The sequence below is a fragment of the Pseudomonas sp. GW821-FHT02B10 genome, from assembly GCF_059421865.1.
The window spans coordinates 15216-35897 of the sequence record NZ_JBWKVU010000012.1; the positions used below are offsets into that span (position 1 = coordinate 15216).

At 60.2% G+C, this 20682-nt stretch carries 19 protein-coding genes; 6 read left to right on the plus strand and 13 right to left on the minus strand.

Annotated features, from left to right (window positions below; genetic code table 11):
• Positions 1-23: 23 nt before the first annotated feature.
• From AC07VU_RS23020 to AC07VU_RS23075, 12 genes are all read right to left on the minus strand, one after another.
• Positions 24-1913, minus strand: a complete 1890-nt coding sequence (locus AC07VU_RS23020; protein WP_495030531.1) for a hypothetical protein — start codon at positions 1911-1913, stop codon at positions 24-26.
• Between the two features lie 119 nt (positions 1914-2032).
• Complete coding sequence (locus AC07VU_RS23025; protein ID WP_495030532.1) at positions 2033-2770, minus strand: lytic transglycosylase domain-containing protein; 738 nt, start codon at positions 2768-2770, stop codon at positions 2033-2035.
• Positions 2767-3819, minus strand: a complete 1053-nt coding sequence (locus tag AC07VU_RS23030; protein WP_495030533.1) for an EscU/YscU/HrcU family type III secretion system export apparatus switch protein — start codon at positions 3817-3819, stop codon at positions 2767-2769. Before AC07VU_RS23030 ends, AC07VU_RS23025 begins: the two co-directional genes overlap by 4 nt.
• Complete coding sequence (gene sctT / locus AC07VU_RS23035) at positions 3816-4604, minus strand: type III secretion system export apparatus subunit SctT (RefSeq protein ID WP_150052445.1); 789 nt, start codon at positions 4602-4604, stop codon at positions 3816-3818. The genes AC07VU_RS23030 and sctT overlap by 4 nt, the downstream gene beginning before the upstream one ends.
• A 2-nt stretch (positions 4605-4606) precedes the next feature.
• Positions 4607-4876 carry a type III secretion system export apparatus subunit SctS gene (sctS, locus tag AC07VU_RS23040; RefSeq protein WP_053280204.1) on the minus strand — a complete coding sequence of 90 codons (270 nt, stop codon included), beginning with the start codon at positions 4874-4876 and terminating at the stop codon, positions 4607-4609.
• Positions 4877-4887: 11 nt separating this feature from the next.
• A complete protein-coding gene (sctR, locus tag AC07VU_RS23045) occupies positions 4888-5538 on the minus strand; it encodes a type III secretion system export apparatus subunit SctR (protein WP_053280203.1) in 651 nt (216 codons plus the stop codon).
• Positions 5539-5622: 84 nt separating this feature from the next.
• Positions 5623-6582 carry a type III secretion system cytoplasmic ring protein SctQ gene (sctQ, locus tag AC07VU_RS23050; RefSeq protein ID WP_495030534.1) on the minus strand — a complete coding sequence of 320 codons (960 nt, stop codon included), beginning with the start codon at positions 6580-6582 and terminating at the stop codon, positions 5623-5625.
• Positions 6579-7043, minus strand: coding sequence for a hypothetical protein (locus AC07VU_RS23055; protein WP_495030535.1), 465 nt, complete (start codon positions 7041-7043; stop codon positions 6579-6581). The genes sctQ and AC07VU_RS23055 overlap by 4 nt, the downstream gene beginning before the upstream one ends.
• Positions 7044-7045: 2 nt before the next feature.
• A complete protein-coding gene (locus AC07VU_RS23060; protein ID WP_102681242.1) occupies positions 7046-7429 on the minus strand; it encodes a hypothetical protein in 384 nt (127 codons plus the stop codon).
• On the minus strand, positions 7408-8748 hold the full coding sequence (locus AC07VU_RS23065; protein WP_495030536.1) for an EscN/YscN/HrcN family type III secretion system ATPase: 1341 nt from the start codon (positions 8746-8748) through the stop codon (positions 7408-7410). Before AC07VU_RS23065 ends, AC07VU_RS23060 begins: the two co-directional genes overlap by 22 nt.
• Position 8749: 1 nt before the next feature.
• The gene (locus AC07VU_RS23070; RefSeq protein WP_495030537.1) at positions 8750-10798 is read right to left on the minus strand and encodes an EscV/YscV/HrcV family type III secretion system export apparatus protein; all 2049 of its coding nucleotides are present in this window, start codon (positions 10796-10798) and stop codon (positions 8750-8752) included.
• The gene (locus AC07VU_RS23075; protein ID WP_087091824.1) at positions 10795-11163 is read right to left on the minus strand and encodes a type III secretion chaperone SycN; all 369 of its coding nucleotides are present in this window, start codon (positions 11161-11163) and stop codon (positions 10795-10797) included. Before AC07VU_RS23075 ends, AC07VU_RS23070 begins: the two co-directional genes overlap by 4 nt.
• 211 nt (positions 11164-11374) lie before the next feature.
• On the opposite strand from AC07VU_RS23075, the gene AC07VU_RS23080 reads away from it, so the two are divergent.
• Entirely contained in the window at positions 11375-14131 is a 2757-nt protein-coding gene (locus AC07VU_RS23080) for a two component system sensor kinase (protein WP_150052440.1), read from the plus strand.
• A 15-nt stretch (positions 14132-14146) separates the two neighbouring features.
• Here AC07VU_RS23080 and AC07VU_RS23085 read toward each other — a convergent pair whose 3' ends face one another.
• Positions 14147-14797 (minus strand): two component system response regulator, encoded by a 651-nt coding sequence (locus AC07VU_RS23085; RefSeq protein ID WP_087091822.1) that lies wholly within the window; start codon positions 14795-14797, stop codon positions 14147-14149.
• A gap of 121 nt (positions 14798-14918) precedes the next feature.
• On the opposite strand from AC07VU_RS23085, the gene AC07VU_RS23090 reads away from it, so the two are divergent.
• The 5 genes from AC07VU_RS23090 to AC07VU_RS23110 all read left to right on the plus strand — a co-directional run bounded on the left by AC07VU_RS23090 (position 14919) and on the right by AC07VU_RS23110 (position 20655).
• Complete coding sequence (locus tag AC07VU_RS23090) at positions 14919-15314, plus strand: hypothetical protein (protein ID WP_143481903.1); 396 nt, start codon at positions 14919-14921, stop codon at positions 15312-15314.
• Positions 15311-16801 (plus strand): EscC/YscC/HrcC family type III secretion system outer membrane ring protein, encoded by a 1491-nt coding sequence (locus AC07VU_RS23095; RefSeq protein ID WP_495030538.1) that lies wholly within the window; start codon positions 15311-15313, stop codon positions 16799-16801. The genes AC07VU_RS23090 and AC07VU_RS23095 overlap by 4 nt, the downstream gene beginning before the upstream one ends.
• A 10-nt stretch (positions 16802-16811) precedes the next feature.
• Positions 16812-18029, plus strand: coding sequence for a type III secretion system inner membrane ring subunit SctD (gene sctD, locus AC07VU_RS23100; protein WP_495030539.1), 1218 nt, complete (start codon positions 16812-16814; stop codon positions 18027-18029).
• Between the two features lie 26 nt (positions 18030-18055).
• Positions 18056-18304 (plus strand): EscE/YscE/SsaE family type III secretion system needle protein co-chaperone, encoded by a 249-nt coding sequence (locus tag AC07VU_RS23105; protein ID WP_495030540.1) that lies wholly within the window; start codon positions 18056-18058, stop codon positions 18302-18304.
• A 218-nt stretch (positions 18305-18522) separates the two neighbouring features.
• Complete coding sequence (locus AC07VU_RS23110) at positions 18523-20655, plus strand: TcdA/TcdB catalytic glycosyltransferase domain-containing protein (RefSeq protein ID WP_495030541.1); 2133 nt, start codon at positions 18523-18525, stop codon at positions 20653-20655.
• The last annotated feature ends 27 nt before the right edge of the window (positions 20656-20682 follow it).

The following is a 20682-nucleotide window of genomic DNA, read 5'->3' on the forward strand; positions in this document are numbered from 1 at the left end:
TGATTGGTATTGGGAGCGATTGATTACTTTTGCTGTGCATCCTTAGTTAATTCATTGTTCAGCCGCAAAATAATACGTTCAATAACACAGGCCGAAACGTTGTAAGACTCAACGCTCGGGTGTGAAGCGATCCACCCATTGTCTTTGAACTTATGCAGCAGATCATCCAGGCTCATTTTCTGCTCTTCGAATTCCACCCAGGTATTCTTTTCCGCTTCGAAGAGCGCCTTGAGGGTCTGGGTACGGCCTTCGTTCCAGTAGACATTCGGGGTGTCCGCTGGCCCCTGCAGCTCCTTCTTGATGATTCTTTCTTCTGGCAAAACCGTATTGCGCCCATCTTTGCTCAGGCCTAGCTCCTTGCTCATCAACATGTCTTCGCCACCTGCAACCATGTAAGGAGGGTAAATGCCATCCTCCCATTGCTTGCGAAACGGTGCCTTGATTGAAACGAACTGTTCCGCTGGTCCGTTAAGATCTGCTGGCGTGGGCGGGAGTGTTTCTCCGAAAGGTGTGGGAGGCGACTGTCGCGCCGGGTAACCAATACCGTAGCCGGCAATCGGCTGATGGCTTGTCTGGTGCAGACCTTCCACTGCAGCTCGCACCCTTGGGTTGGTATGTCTGGTCTGTTCCGTCTTTACAACATCCTGATCGATCATCATGACTCTTTCAGGGCGATACGAAAGCGAATCGGCAAAGGCCAGGGCCGATGCTCGCGCAGCGCCAAACCCTGTCAACTTTCCACCATCCCAACCGACCAGATGCAGATTCGGGTACTGTTCAAGCAGCTCTTTCATCGTCGAGGCATAGGTCGGGTAATCGAGCTTGTGGACAAGGAGATAGACAGGCTCGGCATGCATGCCACGCTCATTCGTCATGTTTTTCGGGTGCCATGCCAGGCCGTAGTCCTTACTGAGGTCTGCACTCAGCTTGCTGGCACTTCCACCACTGATGACCAGTGCCGGAACAGTGCCTTTGTTCAGGTGCGGCTCATGTAACTGCGGGCCCCTGACAAATGAAAACCAACTGCCAGCACTGGGTATTGCGCGGTCCATGGCAAGCTCCCGGCAGGTATCAATGCGCTTATCAAGAACCGCCTGCATACTTTTAATGGCGTCTTCCCGAGTGTTTTTAATGGCGTCTTTATGCGGCAGATCGCCTACTTTGACCGGGGAGTATTTACAAGCCGGCCTGGTCTCGGGATTGATCCAGCGCGGATTGCGCTCCAGATTGATAGGCACGGCATTCACAGGGTTCTTGATGTTTTTTGCAGCAGTGACAGCGCCTGCACCCTCCAGTTTCACAGGCTCCTGGAGTCCCTTTTGCCACAGTGCTCCCAGCACGGTGCGCTGTTCAAGGGCATTGCTAGCCAACTGTTTGCGAAACTCGGCGGCTTGTTTGTCACTGATCGCATCTACAGAGACATCCCCCCTGACGGCCAGCATCGTTTTAAAAAAAGCATCTTCGCCGCAGGCTGCCCAGACCTCTCCGGATTTGCTTGCCAAGTAGTTGTCCTTGCCGTCGTGGCATATCTCAATACTTTGTTTTTGTTGGTCCGCGGATAACATCCCGACATCCACCCAGCATTTCCCCTCCCCAGGGACAAATGCCGTATAGGGCCGGGTATCAGCATCATGTTTCCAGACCAGGGGCACATCGACGGGCCAGTCCTTGTCCTTGACCAGCGTCAAACTCAATAACTCCAAGGTGCTGCCGTTCAGCGAGCAAGGCGCATCTTGGGCAAGTCGATGGGAGGCATCATCGACCTTGCACAGCATTGCCGCTGATGTGTTGTACGCAAATATGCCGGTGTTGGCTGAGTTGCATTTTTTTTCAGCGGTGTTTTCGTTCTCGGAGAGTTCATGGGGACGACTGGCGGCGTGCAGGTTGGGTAGCGAATGACTCGGCGTCAGCATGGGGGGATTTCCTCTTGGGTTAGTTGTTGCTTTCGACTGCTCGTGGAGGCTGGTCATTCAGTTTCACTGTGGTACGAGGCGCTGCTCCCAACTCAATACCAGCCATGTTGTTTACTGCTTTACCCATCCTGGTGTTCCGGCGAAGCCAACAGCAGCGAGCCCAGGGTGTGTAGGAACACCGCGGCACTGCGCAGTGCTGTCGATGGATTTTCCGTTGCGCGGACTTCGGATTGGCGCGCCTGGTCAGGAGCAGCCCCCCCCATGGGGGTTCCCCGGTAGCGGGCCATGACGCGAGTGACATAAGTCTGGGTTTCGGGGTAAGGCGGAATTTCCCGGCCGTACTTTTTTACCGCACCTTCTCCTGCGTTGTAGGCGGCGATGGACAGTTCCAGGTTGTGATCGAAATGATCGAGCAGCCATCTCAGGTAGGCCGCGCCGGCGCGCAGGTTGTCGGGTGCGTTGCTCAGGTCGGTGTAGCCAAATCGTGCGCCTGTGAGGGGCATGACTTGCATCAGGCCGATCGCGCCTTTATTTGAAACAACGTCCTGTTGATACCGGGATTCCACGTGAATCATGGCGTGCAGCAAACGTGGGTCGAGGTGGTACTCCCTGGCCACGCTGTCAATCAGTGGGCCGTAGGGGAGGAGGGGCGGGGATGGCGCTACGCTGATCGCAGAAGGAGGAGGCGAAGAGGGCGGGACAAGGGTGGCCGGCGCAGGAGAAATATCGCTTTGAAGGTCGCCTCGGGTCCAGGTCAGGGGCGCGTCCAACTCGATGTTCTGGGCACAGACCAGGGCAACCGGGCCACAGGCCAGGAGCAGCCCCATGCCGACCACTAACCTTCGCCAGCGGATCATGGTGCTTGCTGCTCGTAGTCCAGCTGCATCGCGATTCGCAGAATATGCGCCACCGGTTCGAACAGCTCGGCGGGAATGTAGCGACCCACGTCGCACTGGGCAGCCAGGGCGCGGGCGGTGGCGATGTTCTCGACCACCGGGATACCCGCCTTTTCGGCAAGGGCGACGATGTTCAATGCCACATGGTCGTGACCGATTTCGATCACCCGTGGCAAGGGGGTTTCGCCGGGCTTGAAGTACAGGCAGACCGCAATGTGGGTGGGGTTGCGCACTACCGCTGTGGATTTGGCGACATTCGCCGCCAGGCTGCCGCTTTGCACTTCCCGGTGCGCTTCCTTGCGTTTTTGCTTCATGTGCGGATCGCCTTCGGCGTTCTTGTACTCCTGCTTGATGTCCTCCAGCGACATCATCAATTGCTGGTTGGTGTTGTAGCGCTGGAAGGCGAAATCGGCGATGCCGACCATCACGTAGAACCCGATCAGCACCGACCACATCCAGTACAGCAACTGTGTGCTGACCTCCAGGCCGCACGCCACGCTGCATAGGGGAAGGAACTGGATGGACGGCGCGTACTGTCGGATCAGGTAGAAAAATATCAGCGACAGGACCCCGACCTTGGCCAGGGATTTGCCGAACTCGAACAGGCTGTGCATGGAAAACATCTGCTTGGCGTTGGCCAGCGGGTTGAGTTTTTCCAGTGAGGGTTTGAGCGCCTCGGGCGCGAGTAACGGTCCGGTCTGGGCAACGATGGCCACCAGGGTGGAGAGGATGAGCATGGCCGCGATGCCTCCTGCCACCCGCACAACGATCGCCGCGAACAGCTCGCCCAGCTGCTTGAGCGCGGAGGCCAGGTCCAGGTTGATGGCGTTGATCGTGGTGTCGAGCAGTGCCGTGAAGCTGTCGAGCAGGTAGTCGCCTTCGAACATGAAATAACCGAGCATCACCGCCAGTTGCACGCCGCTGGTGACCTCCGTGCTTTTGGCGACCTGGCCCTTGGCGCGAGCTTCGCGGATTTTTTTCGCCGTGGGTTGCTCGGTTTTTTCGCTCATCGCAGGTGGTCCATCAAGGTGAGTACCTGCCGCACCCATTGGCTGCTCTGTTCAAGGGGCGCCTTGAACGCGAAGCCCAGGCTCATGATCAGCATCAGCAGGGCGAAGGCGCTTTTGATCGGCATCGACAGAAAAAACACGTTCAGTTGCTGGGCCGAGCGGTTGACCAGGCCAAGGGCCATATCCACCAGAAGAATGGCGACAATCGCCGGCATCGAGAAACGCAGGCACAACTCATAGGCCAGTTGCCACTGACGGGACAGGAACGCCAGAAAACCCGGGCCGAAATGAAAGACTTCGCCAGGGGGCAAGACGCTGTAGGAGTGATAGATCCCCGCGATCAACTGGTTGAAACCGCCGGTCACCAGGAACAACACGCCAAATACCTGGGTAAACAGGATGCCGAACAGTGACGATTGCTGGCCCAGCAGGGGGTTGAGCACGCTGGCCATGGAGGCGCCCCGCAAGGTGTCGATCAGAAATCCGGCCATATCCATGGCCCAGAACGGGATGGCGGCGCAAAAACCCATCATCAGGCCGATGCTCAACTCACCGCAGATCAGCATCAGGTAGCGTCCGGCCGTGGCGTTCTGGCGAGCGCTTTCCAGGGTTGGCCAGGTGTCATGAAGAGGAATCAGCGGCAGGGCAATCATCAGCACCAGGGCATTGCGCACCAGCGTGCCGCCGAGGGTGGCCTGGTTGAACAGCGGCACCATCAGCATCACCCCCAGGGGGCGCAGCATGCACAGACCGATCACGGGTAGCCATTGAGCCAGGGTATCCACGCTCAGGCCCTCATCTGGTTGATCAGCTCGAACGACCGGTTGGCATAGGCCAGCAGGATGTCGCCCATCCAGTTGAAGGTCATCGCCAGGGTAATGGCCACAGCCACCAGTTTGATCAGGAATTGAATGGTCTGGTCCTGCACCTGGGTCAGGGCCTGCACCAGGCTGACCAGCACCCCGACCACGGAGGCGACCACCACCACCGGCAACGACAGCAGCAGGACCAACCACATCATCTGCATGGCCAGTTGAGTAATCAGCGCTTCACTCATCCGCCATGCCCTCAGTTGAACGACAACATCAGTTGGCCCAGCAGCTTTTCCCAACCATTCATCAAGACAAACACCAGCAGCTTGAGGGGCATCGAGATGGTCATCGGCGAGACCATCATCATGCCCATGGCGAGCAGGACGTTGGAGACGATCAGGTCGATCGCGATAAAGGGCAGGTACAGCAGCAGGCCGATCTTGAACGCTTCGATCAACTGGCTGACGGTGAAGGCGGGCATCAGCACCAGCAAGGAGCTGTCGGGGAGGCGATCGTGGTACTTCTGTGGCCAGATGTCGCGGCCGATACTTGAGAAGAAGTGCGCCTGGTCCGGCGCGGTATTGCGTTCAAGAAACACTCGATACGGCGCGAGTATTCCACTGTCGACCTGCCTGATGAAATCGTCGGACTCGCTTTGAATGGGATTGGCCGCCAGGTTGTCCTGAATCTCCAGGCCGATGGGCGCCATGATGAACATCGTCAGGATCAACGCCAGGCCGTACAGGGCAATGTTCGGTGGAATCTGCTGGATGCCCAGGGCGTTGCGCAGGAGCGAGAACACCACCGCCAGTTTCAGGAAGGACGTTCCAAGGATCAGCAGCAACGGCAATATGGAGACCGCGGACAGCAGAAGAATCAGGTGCAGCGGCTGGTCCAGCAGGTTCATCGATTCGCTCCGGGGGCTGTTTTTCCATTATCGAGCGAGGACCGCACAGCGCCCATCCGGCGCATACCTGAGATTTCCGCCGGGTCAGAAAAGCCGGTCGATCCGCACAGCCAGCCTTCCATCGATCTCCAGCAGCAGGCCATGGGCAATGGTTTTGCCGGCGACCTTCAGGGTGACGAAGTCGTCGATACAGGCCGGACCTTGCAGTACCTCTCCCACCTGTAGATGGGCCAGTTGGTGCAGCGGTACTTCAAGCGAGCCGACTTGAACGACAACGGTCACCAGCAGGTCGCTGCCGAGGGGGGAACCGGGGGCGCCGGGCCCTGGGGCGATGTCCATCCAGTCGTTGAAATCGTGCAAGACAGTCTCCAGGGCAAGGGGCGCGGCATCGTGAACCGAGAGGGTGGCCAGCGGGCGAGACAGGAACAGCCCCAGCTGGCCCTCGGTCGTCCGGTAGGCGTGGTGTAACAGCAATCCGTCACCGGGCCGCAAGCGTTCAAGAGTGTCTCGATCGACATGGCTCCAGCCGGCGATCAGGGCCGCGGGGAGCGTGCGATGGTCGCTGTCGTCCTGGGTGTCCATCGGCTGGAACAGTTCACTGAGGCTATCGAGCCATTGCACGGGGGCTTCCAGGACCGAGGCGGCCAGCGACCGGCCCTCATGCTCGAAGCACAGGCACCAGCTGGGGGTTGTCTCGACCGTTGCCGCCTCCAGGTGGCTGGCCGTGGGCCAGGCAACCGTGCTGTCCGCCAGCCCGGCTCCCGCCGAGGCGAGGGTCCAGCTCGCCAGGACCTCGTGCAGTTCAGTCGGGACTGCCGACCAGTCCGGTACGTCGAGCAGCGGGCGGATCCAGCGGCACCAGGCAGGGGCAGCGACCCAGAGACGAACCGGTTGGTTCAAGACCTGGGCGTGCACGATCAGTCCGTCGCCCCCGGCCATGCCGTAGGTGAGGGTCATGCCCCCCTCGAGCAGTTCCAGCCGCCGTCCACGACCGAGTTTGCGCAGCAATCGGCCCTCGGCCTGACTCAGTTTCGGCAATTTCACCAGGGCTCTCCGTTCAGCTGTTGCAGCGTCAGTGCCACCGGACGATTGAAGATCGTCGCCAATTGGTTTTCGAGTGACCCGCGGGTGCCGACGATGCGTTCAAAGCTGTCGCGGTCGGCGACCTTGATGTTCAGGCTCAACAGGCTGGCCTGGGCGCTGGCCTGTATCTCCAGTCCCGCCAGCGGGCCGTTGGTCAGCCGCAGGTCGAGGGTACCGGGATGGCGTCGGCCCAGACCGCGCAACTGGGCGATGGCGGGAGCGAAGGCTTGCGCCAGGGCCGAACGCGGGTGTCGTGGCCACGCAGCCTCGAGGGCCGACGGTGTCGAAGGAATGCTCCTGGGAGTCGCCGGGTTCAACAGTGCGTCGAAGTCTCGTTGCTGTTGGTGGTCCGGGCGCGGGTCGCATGCAATGTGCGATGTGTCGCGCCTCGATGGGCTGGAGAGTGCTTTCAGGCAAGGCATGGTCATTCCAGAAGCCAGTTCAGTTTTTCTTGTTCCACCAGCAGCTTGCGCAGTTGTATCTGCCCCTGCGCCTGTTCACCGCGGATCCGCTGCTGTTCGGCGTGCAACGCTTCCAGCCGTTCGGTCATGGCATGGTCTTGCTGGTGGTATTGGGCGAGTTCGATCTTCAGGTCCCGCAGCGCCCGGTGATCGAGGACTTGTGAAACCTCGCAGCATTCGCGCCACTGGCGCCACAGTTGGCGGCGCTGCTGCAGTAGCTGGGCGATGCTGTCCTGCAGTTGGCTTTCCTGTCGGGCCAGCGCGCTCAGTGCGGCACGCAGGCTTTGTTCGCGCCGCTGCTTGAGTGACAGCAGGCGCCGCAGGGTCAGGCTGTCAGTGTCTGGCATAGGTGCTGGATGGTTTCCTGGAAGCTGTTCTTTTGCGTGGTGGATTGGCACAGCAATCCCCGGATCGCGTCACGACGGGCGAGGGCCTCATCGGCTTCGCTGTCTTGGCCGGCCTGGTATTCACCGACCCTGACCAGCAACTCGATGTCCTTGTAGGCCGCCATCAGGCGCCGCACTTTGCCGGCCATCTGCCGATGCTCGGGATCGACGATCTGGCTCATCACCCGACTGACGCTGGCCCCGATATCGATGGCTGGATAATGGTTGGCTTCGGCGAGCTTGCGTGACAGCACGATATGGCCGTCGAGAATCGAGCGCACCTCGTCGGCCACCGGTTCATTCATGTTGTCGCCCTCGACCAGCACCGTGTAGATCCCCGTGATGCTGCCGATGGCGGCGGGGCCCGCGCGTTCGAGCAAGCGGGGCAGGCGGGCAAAGAAACTGGGCGGATAACCGCCGGCAGCGCACAGTTCTCCGGCGGCCAGGCCAATTTCCCGGGCGGCGCGGGCAAACCGGGTCAATGAGTCCATCATTAGCAGGACATTCTTGCCCTGGTCGCGAAAATACTCGGCAATGGTGGTCGCCGTGTAGGCGGCCTTCAACCGTTCGAGTGCCGGGCGATCGGAGGTCGACACCACCACAATGGTGCGTTCGCGGGCGGCCGGGGACAGCGTATGTTCAAGAAACTCACGGACTTCGCGTCCCCGTTCGCCAATCAGGGCAAGCACGATCACGTCAGCCAGGCTGCCATCGCACACCATCCCCAGCAGTGTGCTTTTACCGCCTCCCGCCGCCGCAAAAATGCCGACCCGCTGGCCGACCCCGCAGGTCAGCAGTGCATCGATCGCACGCACGCCCAGCGGCAGGGGCGTGTCGATGATCGGGCGGGTGAGGGCTTCGGGGGCCTCGCGCTCGACGCCGCGCCAGAGGCAATCGGCCGGGGCAGCGCTGCCGTCCAGCGGGCGCCCCAGGCCATCGACGACGCAGCCAAGCAGGAAGTCCCCCAGGGCGATTTCATGGGGTTTGCCCAGTGCGTGCACATGGCTGCCGGTGGTCACGCCAAGGGGTTCACTGAAGGGCGATAACACCGCGTAATCACCCTCCACGGCGACGATCTCGGCCTCGATCCCGGACGGTTCCAGTCGACACCGTTCGCCGAGCCCGACGCCAGGCAGGGACGCCCGCAACAGGGTCGGGCCGACTTCGGTGATTCGACCGTTGAAGTGCTCGCCGACCTCGGCTGTCGTGGCTCCCGCCCGCTCGAAGCCGGGCCTTTGCTCGAGCAAGTCGCGCAGGGTGGTGAGTTCCGGCGCGCGCATATCAAGCCTGCTCGATCAGGTCGATGTTGCCAATGACACGCAACTCGACTTCATCACCCAGTTCCTGGAATGACAGGACGTGCAGGCCCGAGTATTCACGCTCGACAATCTTGCGTACAAACCGCCGGACATCGATGGCGGTAATCAGCACGGCGCGACGTGGGTCGCCGTCGCCGACGCGTTCGCGGATGCCTTCGATAATGGCTTGGTTCTGGGTGGCTTCCAGCGTCGAGTAAGAGCCGGCGGCTGTCTGCCGGATCGATTCACGCACCAGCCCCTCGATGCCGTCGCCGATCATCCAGCCACTGATCCACGCCTGGTTGCCACGGTAGCGCGTGGCAATGTGGCGACGCAGGGCCACCCGTACGTATTCAGTGAGCATGATCGGGTCTTTCTCCCGCGGTGACCATTCTGTCAAGGCTTCGAGAATACTGCGCAGGTCGCGGATGGAAACGCCTTCACCTACCAGGCGTTGCAATACATCGGCAATGCGCCCGATGGGCATTTGCCGCTGCACTTCCTTGACCAGTTCGGCATGGCTGTTTTCCATGGAGTCCATGAGGAAACGGGTTTCCTGGACGCCGATGAAATCGGCGGCATAACGGTCCATGACCAGGGACAGGCAGTGAGTGATGCGGGCCTGGTCCCGATGCAGCACCACGCCGAGGGCGGCCAGCGTCTCATGCTGCTCGGGGTCGAGCCATTGCAGGGTATGGCCGCCAAAGGGCAATTTGTCGTGGTGTCGTGCTTGCGCCAGGGGCATCGAGTGCGCATCGGCCAGCAGCAACCCCTCCGGCACCTTCAGGGTCAGGACTGGCTCCTGGTACAAAAGAATGCGCAAGGTCCCGGCTTCGAGCGAGGCATCGATCTGCAGGTGGATGTCGGGTAGCGGAATGCCCAGCTGTTCGAATTTCCTCTGCCGAAGCTGCTGGAAAGCCTCGTCGAGCCCCCTTGAACGCCCGAGGTCGCTGGCCATGAGCACCATCAGTGGAATCGCCCCCGGCGTCATCGCTGGCTGGCTGTCGTCGCCGATCAAGCCTGGCGGCGCATCGGCCGAGGTGCCGTTCGAGGCGGCACGGGGTTGACGTTTCCTGATCCACCAGGCGCCGCCGTAGACCGCCCCGGCCAGGCCGACAAAGTAAATGACCGGGAAACCGGGGATCAGGGCGAACACCAGCAACACCCCGGCGGCCAGGCTCAAGGCCTGGGGTTGGCGGGTGATTTGCTCGCTCAGGTCGCTGGCCAGGTTCTTGCGCTGCTCCCCCGGGACACGGGTCACGATAATGCCGGCGGTGATGGAGATCAGCAGCGCCGGAATCTGGCTGATCAGGCCATCGCCGATGGACAGGATGGCGTAGGTGGACATGGCGGTGCCCGCGCTCATGCCATGGATGAACACGCCGACCGCGGTGCCGCCGAGGATGTTGACCAGGATAATGATGATGCCCGCAATCGCGTCGCCCTTGACGAACTTCATCGCCCCATCCATTGCGCCGTACAGCTGGCTTTCCTTCTGGACCAGGCCGCGTTGGCGGCGGGCTTCATTGGCGTCGATGATCCCGGCGCGCATGTCGCCATCGATACTCATCTGCTTGCCTGGCATCGCATCGAGGGAAAAGCGCGCGCCCACTTCGGCGACCCGTTCGGAGCCTTTGGTGATCACGATGAACTGCACGATGGTGATGATCATGAACACAATCAGGCCGACACCGAGGTTGCCCCCGACGGCGAAGTTGCCAAAGGTGTAGACGATTTCACCGGCGTCCGCCTGCAGCAGAATCAAGCGGGTGGTGCTGATGGTCAGCGCCAGGCGGAACAGGGTAGTGATCAGCAAGACGGCCGGGAAGGTCGAGAACTCCAGCGGCTCGCGGATATACAGGGCCATCATCAACAGCACGATGGAAATCGTGAGGTTGATGGCAATCAGCAGGTCCACCAGTCCAGTGGGCAACGGAACGATCATCATGAACACCGCAAGCAGCAGAAGCACCGCCAGCACGATGTCCTGGCGGCCCGCGGCCAGCGAAAGCCAGTGACCGAGGCGGTTCATTGACGATCCCCGGCGTGGCGTTCGAGCAGCCGCCGCATGCATTTCAGGCACTCGATCCATTGTGTGACGTTACTGTCGGGTACCAGTGCGCCACTGAGCATTTGCTGGTCGCCCACGATATAAGCGCGCAGCGCGACCCCCTGGGTGGATGCCGGGTGGCAGTGCCCCAGCAGGGCTTTGAGCGTACTGAAACGCCGACAGGCTTCGACCGGGTGCGCCAGTGAAAGCAGCACCCGGTCCTGGGTGTATTCGATGTATAACCGAAAGGGCGGCAGGGAAAACTCCATCCGCGCCTCGACACGGCCAGGGCAAAGGTCCGACAAACGCAGGAACTCTTCAAGGCTGCGTTGCGTTTGTAGGTCCATCTGCATCCTTATTTTGTACACAATGGGCTAGCGGGCGCTCCGCTCCACGGCCTTATGGAGCGGGTCTGTGGTGGCTACGTCATCCGGTGGCAATGATCCCGAGTAGGCGGGCCTTCGAGCTATCGGGCCTTCACCTGATTTATCAAGCCTGTCTCGTGGCGTATCGTTTTGTGTGCTGTGCGTTGTGCAGCCTGTCGAGACCGTTATCCACATGCATAAACTTTGGCAAGCCTCACTGACCCGTAGTGTCATCGTCACCCTGACCTGCGCCATGAGCGCATTCTGGCTGCTGTCCGAGACCATCAGTTTTTATTACCGCTACAGCAAGGCCGAGGTCGAAGTCAGGGAAGACCTGGCCTGGGAACTGAACAGGGTGGCCGAGGAAGAGAATCGTCGTTATGAGTTGTCCCAGGTCAGGGTCAACACCTTGTTGCGCCTGTGGAGCGAGCTGCTCAGGAATGCGAGCCTGTCGGGTACCCAGAGCAACGAACTGAAACACACGGTGTTCGTCCCCTTCGACGGGGTCGATGTGGACCAGGAACGCATTGCCGTTGCCGGCCAGGTCATTGAGATCTTTGGCAACTCGGACTCGGTCAACCGGACGGAAACCTTTCTGTTGGTGCCGGGGCAGGGCGTGTTTTTCTACCGCCCCGAGGGCCAGACGGCTGCCGACATGCAGGCCAAGATGCACGCGCTGCTGTCGCGTCAGTACCGATCGACCACCAGCGACAACTGCTGGGGCAGCGTGTTCGAGGATGGTCAGGGGCACCTGCGCAGTGCCGTGACCGCGGTTGACGCGCATTCGGGGATCACCGCCGGGCAGTTGTTGCGGATCGACGACCTGAACGCGCGCAAATATGACTTTTCGTACATCCTGCGTGATGCCGGCGGCAGCCTGTTATGGAGCGACAACAGGGAGGAGAGCGCAATGCTTGCCGCCCAGGGCGTGCAACCGGACTGCCAGCGCAAGGCTATGGAAATGGCGGGTTTTATTGTCGACTGTACACGGCTCAAGGGGCCGCCATGGCAGTTGTTCGCCATCGCGCGCGGTGATGTCGCGATGGACCGGGTACTGCCGTTGCTGGGGTCGACAGCGCCCTGGACGCTGCTGGCCCAGTTGTTGTTACTGGTGTTTATCGCGCTGATCCTCCAGCGCCAGCTGGGTCGGCCCCTGAGTCATATCGTCGAGCTCATCCATCGCCAGAAACAGCTCACCGACCTGAGCTATCGCTTGCCGGAAGGGCGCAAGGATGAGCTGGGTCGCATTGCCAGTGCCTATAACACGTTGCTCAAGACCCTCAATGCCTATCACCAGACACTGGAAGACAAGGTCAGGAGGCGAACCCGCGAACTGGATGCGGCCAAGCGTATCGCCGAGCGGGCCAGCCACCGCAAGAGCGAACACCTGACGAGCATCAGCCATGAGATACGCACGCCGCTCAACGGCATTGTCGGCGCGCTCAGCCTGCTCGAGCGCAGTAGCCTGTCCGAGCAACAGCAGGAACTGATCGGCACCGCGCGTCAGTCCTCCGGCTTTTTGTTGAGCATCATCAACAACCTGCTGGACTTCTCTCGAATCGAAGCCGGACAGCTGGAATTGTCCTACGAGCAGACGGCGATCCTGCCAATGCTCGATCAGGTGTTGCTGACGATCAATTTGCGGGCACAGGAAAAACACTTGTCGCTGCGTACCCTGGTGGCGGCCAATGTGCCTCGCTCGATGTCCCTCGACGGCGTGCGGGTGCAACAGATCCTGATCAACCTCTTGGCCAATGCCGTGAAATTCACCGCGCAGGGCGAGGTCTGCGTCCGGCTGGAACGGCGGGCGGAGATGCTGGTCATCGCAGTGCGCGACACCGGTAAAGGCATATCGGAAGAGAATCAGCTCGATATCTTCATGCCTTTCATCCAGGTGCGCGCCCATGACAACGGCAGCGGCCTGGGATTGGCCATTGCGTCGCGGCTGGCGAACCTGATGGGCGGGGAAATCCTGCTCGACAGTCAGGTTGGCGTAGGATCGACCTTCACCCTGTTGCTGCCGATATGCGATCCCAGTGAACCCTCCTTGGCCTTTTCAGCCCGGCTGCCGGCCCCGGCGGCATTGCAGACGCAGTTGGCCATTTGGGGCATCGAAGCCCAGCCGGGAGATTCGCCCTTGCTCGATATGCCTGAGCTGGTCTATCTGCCTGGCCGGTTATGGCAGAAGGTCAGCGCCATTCTGTTCGAGGAGAAGTTACCGGGCGATGAACCGGCCTCGATTGCCCCCTGTGCCTGGGCGCTCAAGGTCCTGGTGGTCGATGACATGCAAGTCAATCGCGATATCGTCGGCAAGATGCTCCAGGAGCTTGGGCACCTGGCCTATTCGGCCTCCTCGGGGGAAGAGGCGTTGCGCTGCGGAAGAACCCATGTCTTCGATTGGGTGCTGATGGATATTCGCATGCCGGACATGGACGGCCTGCAAGTCACCCGGCTCTGGCGCGACATGGCCAGCGGGATGCTGGACCCGGACACCCCCATCATGGCGCTCACGGCGAATGCACTGCCCGACGAGCGCTATCGAGCCCGGGCCGCGGGGATGAATGGCTATCTCGCCAAGCCCGTCAGCCTGGAGCAACTGGCGAGCGGGGTCGAGCAGGTCGTTTCGCTGCAGTTGGCGCGGGGAATCGACCTGGCACCTAACCGCAAGTTGCAGCAACCGCTTTTCAACCTTGCGGACACCTCGCTGCGCGCCAGGTTCTATGAAACGCTCGAGATCGTGCACCGGGATATCGAAGCCGCGTGCCGCAAACAGGATCGCGCAGGCCTGCTGATGCTACTGCATACGCTCAAGGGGTGTGCCGGTCAGGGTGGTCTTGATCGGGTGTACACATGGGCGCAGGACCAGGAGACCCGGGTCAGCCACGGCGAGTGGCTGAGCTGTGAAGAAGTCGGCTACCTGCGCGGGTTGATTTTGCAGAAGACCCATTAGGCCCGTCACGCACCTTCAGTGGATACCCAGGCGGCACGCCCAGTTGACCAGGTCCGCAATGTTATGCGCATCGAGCTTGCGCATGAGGTTCAGGCGGTGGGTTTCGACCGTCTTGATGGTAATTGAGAGTTTTTCGGAGATATCCCGGTTACGGTCGCCTTCGGCGATGAGCTTGAGTATCTGGCGTTCCCGGGTGGTCAGGTTGCCCTGCCCGCCGACATTCGGGGCGCTGGTCACGTGCGCCAGGTTGAGCGCGGGATCGAGGAAGACCTGGCCGGCGATGGCGGTTTGCAAGCCGGCCAACAGTACCTGTTGGGAGCTCTTCTTCAAGATGTAGCCGAGCGCGCCCGCGGCCAATGCATCGCGGGCGCGGTGCTCGGAGGCGTCAGCGGTGACCACCACGATGGTCAGCTCGGGTCGGCGTCGTTTCAGCTGGCGGATGACATCGATGCCATCCATGCCGGGCAGGCCGAGGTCGAGCAGTACCACGTCGGGCTTGAGCTCCTGGCAGGCCGCGTACACGTTCAGGCCGTCGACGATTTCACCGACGACCTCGTAGCCAGGCATCGCCGAAAGCAGAATCTTGATGCCGTAGATGAGCAAATAATGATCTTCGACGATCAGGATCCGTTGTGGGGCAGGCGTAGTTTGCAGATATGACAGCATGATCAAAAACCTGATTTTTTTTAGGGGCTGGGGCGCGAAGGCTATAGGGTTCAGGTCATTACCGGATTTAGATTTTCCCCAAAACTGACAAAATCGTGTAATTCCCTTCATCGACAACGCTATGAATTTTCCATCTTCCCTGGCTGGACTTGAAACCATTCGCGTGCATTCGAGAGTGGGGCAGCGTTGGCACATGACCCTGTCCGGTGTCCGCGGATGGTGCTGGGAATACCCGTTGGGGTTGTGCGTTGCCTTGGCCATCGAACGCACATCCATCGATGACGAATGGCTGGTTCGCACCAGTTTGTGGCTGGCATCGATACCAGAGAGTCTGGACGACAGTCTGTTACTGGACGGTGAGGATATTTTCCTGATTCGCCGCCATGACAGCCAGTGCCCTCCCCGGGAACTGGAGGCGCGCGTGCAACAACAGTTGTCCGTCGCCTGTTGGTTCGCCACCCATGACGCGTCACCCCCCGCACCCACCGAGACTCGTACCGTGGGACGCCTGGCATGAAGTGGCTGAGAGGCTGCCTGGCGGGAGTGGCGGTCTTGGGCGTAACCCTGGGTGCAAGTGGCGCGATTGCGCCCCAGGACGCGCCAGCCTTCTTCTTGAACACCCGTGGCGCCAAGCTGGCCGATGTCTTGCGCGATCTGGGGGCCAACTATCGTGTTCCGGTGATCGTCAGCCCGCAGATTGGCGAGTCCTTTATCGGCCGCCTGGACGGCGGTACGCCCGAACAGACGCTCGAACACCTGGCGCAGCTCTATCAGCTTGCCTGGTACTACGACGGGCAGACGATTCATGTCTACAAGGCGCAGGAGGTGGGCAGCCAATTGCTGACACCGGCGTATCTGCCGGTACAGACCTTGATGACCCAGTTGCAGTCCACCGGCATTCTGGATAAGCGTTACTGCCGGGTGCGCAGTGTCCCAAGCTCCAATGCGCTGGAAGTGCAGGGTGTCCCCGCCTGCATGGAGCGGGTGTCGCGCCTGGCCGAAGGGCTCGATCAGCAGAAATTCAATCGCGAGCGTAACCAGGAGGCCATCGAGCTGTTTGCCTTGAAGTACGCCGCCGCCGCCGACACCCAGTACACCTATCGCAACCAGCAAGTGGTGGTGCCCGGTGTTGTTTCGGTGCTCAAGGACATGGCGCAGGGACGCACCTTGCCGCTCAAGGAAAACCAGGGAGAGCCGTCGGCGGACGATCGCAGCTTGCCGATGTTTTCCGCCGATCCGCGACAGAATGCGGTACTGGTGCGCGATCGCAAGCTCAACCTGTCGCTGTATACCGACCTGATTGCCCGGCTGGATCACAAACCATCGCTGGTCGAGATCTCGGTAGCGATCATCGACGTCAACTCCCAGGACCTCGGCGCCTTGGGGATCGATTGGTCGGGGGGGGCGCGCATCGGTGGCGTAGGGGTCAGCTTGAACACGGGTGAAGGCTTTGATTCCGGCAATTTCTCCACGGTGATCGCCAACACCGGCAACTTCATGATCCGCCTCAATGCCCTGGAGCAAAACGCCAAGGCGCGCATTTTGTCGCGTCCCTCGGTGGTCACGCTGAACAACATGCAGGCCGTACTTGATCGCAACATCACGTTCTACACCAAACTGGTGGCGGAAAATGTCGCCAAGCTGGAGTCCATATCGGCCGGATCGCTGCTGCGCGTGACTCCGCGCGTGATCGGGGAAGGGAGCAGGCAGGAAGTCATGTTGAGCCTGATTATCCAGGATGGGCGGCAAACCGACCCGATCAGCCAGAGAGAGCCTTTGCCCCAGACGTTGAATTCGGAAATTTCCACCCATGCCTTGCTCAAGGCCGGGCAAGCCTTGTTGCTGGGCGGCTTCGTCCAGGATGAGGAAAGCGAAAGCGTGCGCAAGATCCCATTGCTGGGCGACATCCCCTTCATTGGCCGGTTCTTCAGATCGACGCAGAAGATCAACCGCCAAACGGTCCGTCTGTTTCTGATCAAAGCTGATCCCTGGCATCAACCCTGATAGGCCACTGATGGACTGTACCTACAAACTCAAGTGGCTGAACGGGCCGTTAAGTGGCCGTGAGCTGGCATTGCCCGTGGGCGAACTGCGGATCGGCGGCTCGGACTCGGACATTGCCCTGTGCCTTGAGCAAGATGCCCAGGCGACCTTGTCGATCGATGAGGAGGCCATCCGGCTGGCGTGCGCGACGCCTGCCTGGGTCGAAGGGCAACCCTGGGAGCTGGAACAGGCACTGCCGCTGGGCCGGGTGATCGATCTTGCCGGACAGGCTTTTGTACTGGGTCGATCCGGCGATGAGCTGTCCACGCCAGGGGTGCCCGCGCGACTGACGCGGCGTAGCCCGGCGCGCGCGTCCGTGTGGCATTGGGGAGCCCTGGCCGCGGTCTGTGGGCTGGTGTTGGCCGTGGGGCTGCTGGCCTGGCAACCGACACTCAGGGTACCGGTCCTTGACCAGGATGAATGGCTGGCCACGCAATTGAAGGATCCGCAGCTCGCCGGCTTGAGTGTCCAGCGGGGCAACCAGGGTAGCCTCGTCCTCAAGGGCCTGTGTCATTCCTCGCCCAGCGTCGCAGGCTTGCGCGCCAAGCTGCGCGCAAGGGGGCTGCTGGTGTATGACGAGAGCGTTTGCGCCGACAGCTTGCTCGACAGTGTGCGCTCGGTGCTGAGCTTGAACGGTTATCGGGATGTCGAGGTCAAGAGCGGGACGCGACTGGATCGCGTGGTGATTTTCGGCAATATCGTCGCGGACACGACATGGCAGCGCACCAGCGCCCAACTGCGGGCGATTCAGGCGCTGGAGGGGTGGCGGGTGGTCAATGACCAGGCGCTGCTGTTCGATGATTTACTATCCCGGCTGACGGCGCGCCAAGTGTTGGGCGGCTTGAGTGTCAGGGTGTCGGACAAGGCCTTGCGGGTCAGCGGCCAACTGGATGCCCAGCGCATGGCCACGGTGACCGAAGTGCTCGATGCCTTCAATCGCGACGGTGCCCCACGCCTGTCGGCGGTTTTCCAGAGCATTCCGGGAATGGCCTCGGCCGAACGCTACTTACCCTCATCGATTGTCGGCATTGGCGGCAATGTGGATTCCCCCTATGTGCAACTGGCCAATGGCATGCGCTTGCAGCAAGGCAGTGTTTTACCAAGTGGCTACCGCATTTATGCGCTCGATCGCTTGTCGATGGCCTTGCTCAAGGACCAAGAGCTGATATCGCTGCCACTGCCACTCTGAATCAGCAGATTGAAAAAGGAAGTTGAATGGCCCGTATCACCTATCTGGAAGATGCCTTGTTCGCCGATACCCAGGGCACATTGCGCCGGCACTTGCTGGACAGACTTCGACAGGCCGAACACCGGGTGCGCGGACAATTGCGTCAGCCACAACCTGCCGCGCAGTTCCAGGCGCTGGAACAATGCGCCAATGCCTGCGCCAGTGCCGTGCAGGTTATCGAGATATTGTGGGGGCGGTATCACTCACCTATGCAAGACATCAGGGGCGCGCGGTGAAAACCGGTATAAAACCGATAAAGTCGTAAGTTGTCGGGGAGCAATCTGGTGACACTGATACTTGCTGCGAAAGTGCATGAAAACTGAAGACTCTTATTCTCTGATCTGAACCTCGGTAGCCACTCATCGTTGGTCGTTATTGAATAAATTCCAAATTTGGGGCGTTCAACGTCTATTCATGCCTTTTGCGTGCTTAATCTTGTTGCCAAGGAGTTCCTATGCACATCCAGAATGCCTCTGTCTTGTCACAACAGCCGCTGTCGTCTACTTCCGGAGTTGATGGCGTTCAGGCCCCAAAGGCCTTTTCCGAAGTTTATCCAAAGAGTGAATTCAAGACGGTCCCGTCCAATATCCATATGGTTTGGGTTGGCTCCCAACCGGGTGGCGACCAGGAAAAATACCTGAGGCAATGGGCGGAAAAGAATCCGGGCAGTACGGTCATGTTATGGGTGGACTCGCAACAGTTCGATGCTTACGCCACCAACAAGACCGCCCGACAAGAGGCCGAGAAGGTATTTCCGGACTACCAGGCCGAGAAGCCTTTGCGCGGCTTGTTCAGCCAGCTCAAGACCACCCTGGGTAACACCGATGCGTTGCTGAACCTGGGGGCACAAAAACAGGCACTGAGCGAACTGAACAAAGAGCTGTCGGCCAAGGGTAACGAGTCCTGGAAAGAGAAGTTGTTGTCGGGTGCCGCCAAGGTGACTCCGCAGAATGCGGGTCAAGTGCTGGCGGCATTTCAGCAGCACACGCGCGGCAATGACGACAAATTCCTGCAAGCCGAACGTTTGATCCTGGACCAGACCGTCAAGTCCTGGGACCGCTGCGCGAGCAATCCCCAACGCGATACTGCGAAACTGAGCGCGTTGCAGGAAAAATTCAGTGATGTCAAAAACATCGAGATCCGTGACTTGAGCAATCGCAGTGATATCCAGCTCAAGAACAAGGATGCCTATCAACATGAAATCATCGGCCGCAATGGCGCGTACCCGGCCGCATCCGACATTGCCCGCTATGAGATCCTGCACGAGCATGGTGGCGTATACGCAGACATCGATCTGGAATGCATGCAGCCACTCAATGGCGTACTGCAGGCGCATCCGAACCTGATGCTGGTGGGGCTGGCCGAAGGCAAGAACGAAGCCAGTGGCAGCGCGACGCCTTATTTTGCCAATGCGTTGCTGGCCAGCCACCCGGGTAGCCAGATGCTTGCCGACTTCATTGACAAGATCGGTGAGGATTACCAGACGCTGAAGGGCAACGAGTTCCGTGGCGATCGCTATTTCAGCCGCCCGAACAAGAGCACGATCGAAGCGACCGGCCCCAACGGATTACGCGGGCACGTCGATAGCGTGGTGCGCCAGGCTCAGGAACAACCGGATCTGATGCGCAACGATGTGTTGTCGCTTTCAGAGCGGATCTGGGACAAGAGCCAGCAGCAGAACCAGGACTTCTGGTCCTCGATGGAATCGCACTTCAAGTTCCCGGACGATTACGTGAATTTCGAAACCGAAGAGCAACAAAAAAGCGCGACCAAAGCCATGGGGGGCGTCGCACCGTCAACCGCATCCGCACCCCTTGAGGGCACGACTGTAAAAAAGTCTGAAGGCGCGGCCGGGATTGGCGCGCCTATGCGTCCAGGTACGGTGGTAAGCACCGAGAAAGTCGCGGCGCTCATTCTGGAAAAAATCAACGAGAAGCAGCAGCCCGGCAAACCCATGATCATCTTCATCGCCGGTCCTTCTGCATCCGGCAAGTCGGTGTTGACGGGCGCGCTACAGGAGAAAGCATTGCAGTTCGAGTCGGTCAAGACCGACCACTTCCTGAAATCGTTCTCGGAGCTGAGTGCCATTCCCGCCAACCAGGGGTTGCCAGTGGCAGACTGGCCTGTCGTTCACGGGCATGCCGACTCGTTCAATCGCCCACTGACAGAACAGCTTTTAGAGGCCCTCTCAACAGGGCGCGAGTTCAGCTATCCGTTGCCCAGCACCTATCGCGAAGGGGTGATGATTGGTGGGTTTCCACGGGGAGAGCGCGACACCAGCGGCCCCCACAAACAAGTCCAGGTACCGGTGAGCGAAACCTATTTGATTGAAGGCATTTCCACCCCCCATCTGGTCAAGGATGCCACCCATGTTTTGGTGCGCCTGGATTGCGAGTTTGATGAAACCGTCAAACGCCGGGCTGGTCGTGGGCATGATGCATCGATCCCGGCGCAAGTAAGGATCGCCGAGGATAAACGCCAGTATGAGACCTTCCAACAGGCGATGAGCCAACTTGGAGAGAGCGTGACTCCCGATATTCATCTGGACTCGTCCGGCATGACGGCGGGGCATTTCCGCTTGTTTTAATGGGGGCGACGGGGACTTTTTCCTGAC